Source organism: uncultured Streptococcus sp., assembly GCF_963516575.1.
Classification (GTDB): domain Bacteria; phylum Bacillota; class Bacilli; order Lactobacillales; family Streptococcaceae; genus Streptococcus.
In genome coordinates, this window is the sequence record NZ_CAUQCP010000005.1 from 48,342 (window position 1) to 55,082 (window position 6,741).

The 6,741-nt window shown below is 40.2% G+C and carries 5 protein-coding genes; 2 read left to right on the top strand and 3 right to left on the bottom strand.

Annotated elements, in window-relative coordinates; translation table 11 throughout:
- Positions 1 to 31: 31 nt before the first annotated feature.
- The 3 genes from zwf to RWM06_RS01795 all read right to left on the bottom strand — a co-directional run bounded on the left by zwf (position 32) and on the right by RWM06_RS01795 (position 4,577).
- Positions 32 to 1,522: a glucose-6-phosphate dehydrogenase gene (gene zwf / locus RWM06_RS01785; protein WP_313969894.1), complete on the bottom strand. Its 1,491-nt coding sequence runs from the start codon at positions 1,520 to 1,522 to the stop codon at positions 32 to 34.
- A 149-nt stretch (positions 1,523 to 1,671) separates the two neighbouring features.
- Entirely contained in the window at positions 1,672 to 2,412 is a 741-nt protein-coding gene (locus tag RWM06_RS01790) for an amino acid ABC transporter ATP-binding protein (RefSeq protein ID WP_166731425.1), read from the bottom strand.
- The gene (locus RWM06_RS01795; RefSeq protein WP_313969895.1) at positions 2,412 to 4,577 is read right to left on the bottom strand and encodes an ABC transporter substrate-binding protein/permease; all 2,166 of its coding nucleotides are present in this window, start codon (positions 4,575 to 4,577) and stop codon (positions 2,412 to 2,414) included. The genes RWM06_RS01790 and RWM06_RS01795 overlap by 1 nt, the downstream gene beginning before the upstream one ends.
- Before the next feature lie 173 nt (positions 4,578 to 4,750).
- On the opposite strand from RWM06_RS01795, the gene RWM06_RS01800 reads away from it, so the two are divergent.
- Positions 4,751 to 5,704, top strand: coding sequence for a CPBP family intramembrane glutamic endopeptidase (locus RWM06_RS01800; protein ID WP_313969896.1), 954 nt, complete (start codon positions 4,751 to 4,753; stop codon positions 5,702 to 5,704).
- A 76-nt stretch (positions 5,705 to 5,780) separates the two neighbouring features.
- The coding region (locus tag RWM06_RS01805) for a DEAD/DEAH box helicase family protein (RefSeq protein ID WP_313969897.1) at positions 5,781 to 6,741 on the top strand (961 nt) is incomplete at its 3' end.

The window sequence follows — 6,741 nt, forward strand, 5'->3', positions numbered from 1 at the left end:
CCCTGGGACAAACCACCCGTTTGACGGGTGGTCATGCTTCTAAACGACCATCTTGACGATAGGCGATATCTGGTTGCCAAGTCCATTTGGCACCGAATTTTTCAAGTAAGTCAAAGCTTGCTTGAGGTCCCATGCTTCCAGCTTTATAGTCATGAAGTGGGGCACCATTTTCAGCCCAAAGTTCTTCGATACGGTCAATCAATTTCCATGACGCACCAACTTCATCCCAGTGGCTAAAGTTAGTTGAGTTGTTATTTAGGACATCATAAATCAATTTCTCGTATGGTTCTGGAGAAGCACCAGTTGCGGTCGCATCTGTACGGTAATCAAGTGAGTTAGGAGCCAAGTTAAATTCTTCTCCTACCTGCTTCCCATTTAGGCTAAGAGAGAAGCCTTCTGTTGGTTGGATATAGATGGTCAAAATGTTTGGAGCAAGTGGTTCTCCAAAGATAGAATCCATTTGTTTAAAGACGATGTTGACATGAGTTCCTTTTTCAGTCAGACGTTTACCAGTACGGAAGAAGAAAGGAACACCACGGAAGCGATCGCTGTTTACAAAGAAGGCACCAGATGCAAAGGTTTCAGTTGTAGATTCTGGATTTACATTTGGCTCGCTACGATAAGAGATATATTTCATGCCATCAATCTTACCAGAGCGGTATTGACCACGGATAAAGTGTTCTTTAAGCTCTTCATCAGTTGGATGATAGAGGTTTTTAAAGACCTTAATCTTCTCAGCGCGAATCTCGTCCTTTGTGAAGCTTGCTGGCTTGTCCATAGCAAGGAGAGAAAGCAGTTGTAGAGTGTGGTTCTGTACCATGTCACGGAGGGCACCAGATTGGTCATAGTAGCCACCACGTTCTTCTACACCCAAGCGCTCCGCAAAGGTAATTTGAACATTATCGATAAAGTCCTTGTTCCACACATTTTCAAAAATCAAGTTTGCAAAGCGAACTGCAAAGATGCTTTGAATCATTTCCTTACCAAGATAATGGTCGATACGGAAAATTTGTTCTTCGTCAAATGTTGCTAGGAGCTCGTCATTCAACTTGCTTGCGCTTGCGTAATCTGTACCAAATGGTTTTTCAACGATTAAGCGTTCAAAACCTTTACCATCCACAATGTTTTCAGACTTGAGGTGTTTGGCAATGGTTCCAAAGAACTGAGGTGCCATAGACAAGAAGAAGAGCTTGTTGTGTTCAGCTTGGTACTTGTCATTTAGTTCAGCCTGCAATTGACGTAGAGCAATGTAGTGTTCTGTATCATTGACATCATGACTTTGATAGTAGAAGTGACTAGCGAACTCTTGAGCCTGTTCGGTACTATCTGCCAAATCAAGGATCGATTCGACTACAACAGATTCAAAATATTCCTTGCTCCAAGGACGACGAGCAGTTCCAATAACTGCAAAGTGCTCGGAAAGATTGCCGGATTTATATAGTCTAAAAAGGGAAGGGTAGAGCTTGCGTTTAGCCAGGTCTCCACTCGCACCGAAAATTGTAACAATAACCTTAGATGACATCTAGCTACCTAATTTCTATTTTTATTCCTAGTCTTGCTAGGTATGAGGAAATCTCATTTCATAAACTTAATTCTAACATAATTTTCCGAAAAATCAAAAAATCCAATACGAGATAGAAAAAACTGCAAGGAAATCCTTACAGTTTGAGTTTAGACGTTTAAGACCTTGTCCAAGAAATCTTTCAGACGTGGGTGTTGAGGGTTATCAAAGATTTGATCAGGTGTTCCGTCTTCAAGGAACTCGCCATCTGCGGTAAAGATAACGCGGTTGGCAACCTGACGGGCAAATCCCATCTCATGGGTGACGATAATCATGGTCATGCCTTGTTTAGCCAAGTCTTTCATAACGTTTAGTACGTCTCCAACCATTTCAGGATCAAGGGCAGAAGTTGGTTCATCAAAGAGCATGATGTCTGGATTCATTGCAAGTCCACGAGCGATGGCTACACGTTGTTTTTGACCACCTGACAGGCTATCTGGACAGGCCTTAGCCTTATCTGCTAGTCCAACCTTTTCAAGCAACTCCATTCCCAATTTTTCAGCTTCTTCCTTAGTCATCAACTTGTGCTCAATAGGAGCAAAGGTGATGTTGTCCAATACAGACATGTGTGGGAAGAGATTGAAGTGTTGGAACACCATTCCGATATTTTCACGGACGTGGTCAACGTTGGTTGTTTTTTCAGTTAAGTCATAACCGTTCACAGTGATGTGACCGCTAGTAACTTCTTCCAAAAGATTTAGGCTACGGAGGAAAGTTGACTTACCAGAACCCGAAGGACCGATGATACAAACAACATCTCCTTCATAGAACTTGGTCGTAATTCCTTTTAAAACTTCATTTTTTCCGTAGCTTTTGTGTAAATCATTTACATCAATTTTTAATTTTGCCATTAACGAATCCTCTTTTCTAAGCGTTTCGCTAGTTTAGTCAAAAGTGTGATAATTACAAGATAGAAGATAGCAAGGATTGCATACATCTTGAAACTTTGGTAGTTACGGGCAATGATAATCTTACCAGTTTGGAAGAGTTCAACCAAACCGATAGCAGATACGATTGTTGTATCTTTAAGAGCGATAACGAATTGGTTAACAAAGTTTGGCAACATCAATTTAGTTGCTTGTGGCAAGATAATCTTACGCATGGTTTTTCTATAAGAGATTCCCAAGCTTCGGCTGGCTTCCATTTGGCCAACTGGAACGGCCTGAATACCACCACGAACGATTTCAGCGATATAAGCGGCTGCATTGAGAGATAGGGCAATAGTACCAGCTACAAAGTCGTTAATTGGACTTTGTTGTCCTGTGATAGACTCAATGAAGTTTGGAATTCCCCAGAAGATGAAGGCTGCAAGAATCATCAATGGAATACCACGGATAACGTCAACGAAAATCTCAGAGATGATGCGAAGAGATTTGTATGGGCTAACGCTAAACATACCGAAGATAATCCCGATAACAATAGCAATAGCAAATGAGATAAGAGCTAGAGCAAGAGTGATACCAAGCCCGCTAAGGAGCTGTTTGTAGTTGTTTTGAAGCAAGCCCCAGATAGTTGTCTCATCAACAGTGCTTGTTGAAGCAGATGAAGATTCGCTAGCTAGGTATTTATCAAGAATCTTTTGGAATTCTCCGTTTGCTTTAAGGTTTGCAAGTCCGTTGTTGAACATTTCAATCAATTCAGGATTTGCTCCTTTTTTAACAGCAAAGGCTGTTTCACCGATTGGAGTTCCAGCGATTGGTGTTTTCAATTTTTGTCCTTGGCTGATAGAATATTTGAGAACAGGCTCATCATCCATAACGGCATCAATGGCACCAGTGTTTAAACTGTCATACATTGACGAACCATCAGCGAAGGTTTTGATTTTGTAGCCGTATTTGCTTTGATTTTCTGTTAGGAAGGTTTGAGAAGCAGTTCCGTTTTTAACACCAACTGTCTTTCCTTTCAAATCTTCATAAGAAGCAATGGTACTTGATTCCTTGACACCAAGGATAGTATTAGCAGTGTAGTATGATTCTGAGAAGTCAAAAGTTGCTTTACGAGCATCTGTGACAGACATACCAGCAATGATACCATCAGCTTGACCAGCTTGAACCGCACTGATAGCAGCATCGAAACCAGGGTTGGTGATTTCAATTTCAAAACCTTGGTCTTTAGCGATCGCCTTAATCAATTCCATATCAATACCAGTGTATTGGTTGCTTGAATTTTGGAAAACAAAAGGTGCAAAAGAAGAATCGCTGGCAATGATGTATTTAGCTTTAACAGGAATGGCTTTTAATCCTGCTAGAGTAGTTGTAGTTGGCACTGCTGAAGATGATGAAGCGGTCCATTTCTTGATGATTTTATCAAGACTACCATCTTTTTTCATTTCAGCCAAGGCTTGATTAAATTCAGTAACCAGGTGCTCGTATTTACTTCCTTTTTTAACACCGAAAGCAAAACTTCCTACAGCTTCCCCATCCATTTCAATATGGAGGTCTTGACCTTGGTTAATGGCATATTCGATAACTGGTTTGTCATCCATCATGGCATCGATGGCACCAGCACTCAAGCTGTTGTTCATCAAATCACTAGTGTCAAATGTTTTAATAGTAAAGCCGTATTTATCTTTGATTGTTTCAAGAAAACGTTGAGCAGCAGTTCCGTTTTTAACACCAACGGTTTTACCTTTTAATTGATCGTACTTGCTAATCTTGTGTGCCTTTGTAGTTGCAATGACAACTTTTGTATCATAGTAAGTATCAGACATGGTGAAAACTTTTTCACGTTCTTTCGTCTTTGTCATCCCTGCCATGATAGCGTCAGCTTGACCAGCTTGAACCGCATTAACCGCTGCGTCAAATCCAGGATAGGACATCTGAATGTTCCAGCCTTTAATCTCAGCGACTTTGTTGATAATGTCAACATCAATTCCTTTATAAGTTTGATCTGAATCTTTAAACTCAAAAGGTGCATAGGCGGTATCAGACACAATCTTAATCGTTTCTGCCTTCACAATACCTAATGAGAAAATTGGGAATAAAATTAGCAAAAATGCTAGAAATTTTTTCTTCATTTTTAGTCTCCTTTTCCGAATATTTTCCCATTATATCAGAAAAAGTAAAAAAAGGCAAATTTTTTATATTTTTGTGTCAGAAAATGTAACATAGGTTATTTCTTTTCTTTCTTGAATTGCTACTATAAAGTGCTATAATAATAGTATATAATAGAAGAAAAGAGGACAGGGATATGAAGAACAAAAGAATATTTAAAGACTTCCAAGCTTCAAAAATGAGTTTAAACATTTACACAAGCCCCTTGTTAGCCTTTGCTTTTGTCTTCATAGGAGAGTTTGTGGCTTATACTTTATATGGTATTAGTTTCTTAGCTCTCATCGGACTTGCTAGAAATTTTGGAGAGGCTGGTCAAAATCTTGCAACCTACTTGCAGACCTTGCATCAGAGCTTGATGGATAAAACAGGTGACTTTCATTTAATTTTAGAATTGCTGGCCTTTGGTTTTATTCTCAACACTGTGTTCAGATGGACTAAAAAAGTTGAGAAAAGACCTATTCGAACTTTAGGATTTTATAGAGAAAATTTCCTCAGCAGTCTTCTGAAAGGATTTGGCTTAGGTTTGGCACTTTTTCTTCTGACCTTGTTAGGTTTAGTAGCATTAGGGCAATATCGTTTTGAGTCTATTCACTTAAATCCTTATTCGATTGCCTTTGTTGTCTTTACTATCCCTTTTTGGATTTTACAGGGGACAACAGAAGAAGTGGTGTCCCGTGCTTGGCTCCTTCCTCAGTTGGCTTCAAGAACCAATTTAAAACTGGCTATTCTTATATCTAGCCTACTTTTTACCCTGCTTCATGTGGGAAATTCTGGTCTAACACCTCTATCTCTAGTGAATCTCTTCTTATTCGGAGTTGCCATGTCACTTTACCTCCTCAAAACAGATACAGTTTGGGGTGTAGCAGGTATTCATGGCGCCTGGAATTTTGCTCAGGGAAATCTCTTTGGGATTTTAGTTAGTGGTCAACCATCAGGAACGTCTCTGATGACCTTTTTACCACAAGGCAATCAAGGCTGGCTATCAGGTGGTTCTTTTGGGATTGAAGGTTCTATCATGACAAGTTTAGTCTTGTTACTTTTGATTTTCTATCTTGCTCATCAATTAAAGAAAGAAAATGAAAGGATGTGACTTCGTTCCGTCCTTTTCTTCGTGAAAATGATATAAGTGTGCTAAAATAGGAATAGCACATCGAGAGAGGATTCTTATGATTAACCGCATTACAGATAATCAATTTAAACTAGTATCAAAATATCAACCATCAGGAGACCAACCTCAAGCTATCGAGCAGTTGGTAGATAATATCGAGGGGGGCGAAAAAGCTCAGATTCTCATGGGGGCGACTGGAACAGGGAAGACCTATACTATGAGTCAGGTCATTTCCAAAGTCAATAAACCCACTCTAGTTATTGCCCACAATAAGACTCTGGCAGGACAACTTTATGGGGAGTTTAAGGAATTTTTCCCTGAAAATGCTGTTGAGTACTTTGTATCTTACTATGACTATTACCAGCCAGAAGCATATGTCCCTTCTAGTGATACCTATATTGAAAAGGACAGCTCTGTCAATGATGAGATTGACAAACTCCGCCACTCAGCGACTTCAGCTCTTTTGGAGCGTAATGATGTTATCGTCGTGGCTTCTGTCTCTTGTATCTATGGTTTGGGTTCTCCTAAGGAATACGCTGATAGCGTCGTTAGTCTCCGTCCAGGTCTTGAAATTTCTCGTGATAAACTCTTGAATGACTTGGTAGATATCCAGTTTGAACGCAATGATATTGATTTCCAACGGGGAAGATTTCGTGTTCGTGGGGATGTGGTGGAGATTTTCCCAGCTTCCCGTGATGAGCATGCCTTTCGAGTAGAATTTTTTGGAGACGAAATTGACCGTATCCGTGAGGTTGAGGCTCTGACAGGTCAGGTGTTGGGAGAAGTGGATCATTTGGCGATTTTCCCTGCGACTCACTTTGTGACCAATGACGACCACATGGAAGTTGCCATTGCAAAGATTCAAGCAGAATTAGAAGAGCAACTAGCTGTCTTTGAGAAGGAAGGTAAATTACTTGAAGCTCAGCGTTTGAAGCAGCGGACAGAGTACGATATCGAAATGCTGCGTGAGATGGGCTATACCAACGGGGTTGAGAACTATTCACGTCACATGGATGGAC

Coding starts and splice junctions, on each gene's coding strand:
- zwf (WP_313969894.1), bottom strand. CDS start 1,522: ATGTCATCTAAGGTTATTGTTACAATTTTCGGTGCGAGTGGAGACCTG.
- RWM06_RS01790 (WP_166731425.1), bottom strand. CDS start 2,412: ATGGCAAAATTAAAAATTGATGTAAATGATTTACACAAAAGCTACGGA.
- RWM06_RS01800 (WP_313969896.1), top strand. CDS start 4,751: ATGAAGAACAAAAGAATATTTAAAGACTTCCAAGCTTCAAAAATGAGT.
- RWM06_RS01795 (WP_313969895.1), bottom strand. CDS start 4,577: ATGAAGAAAAAATTTCTAGCATTTTTGCTAATTTTATTCCCAATTTTC.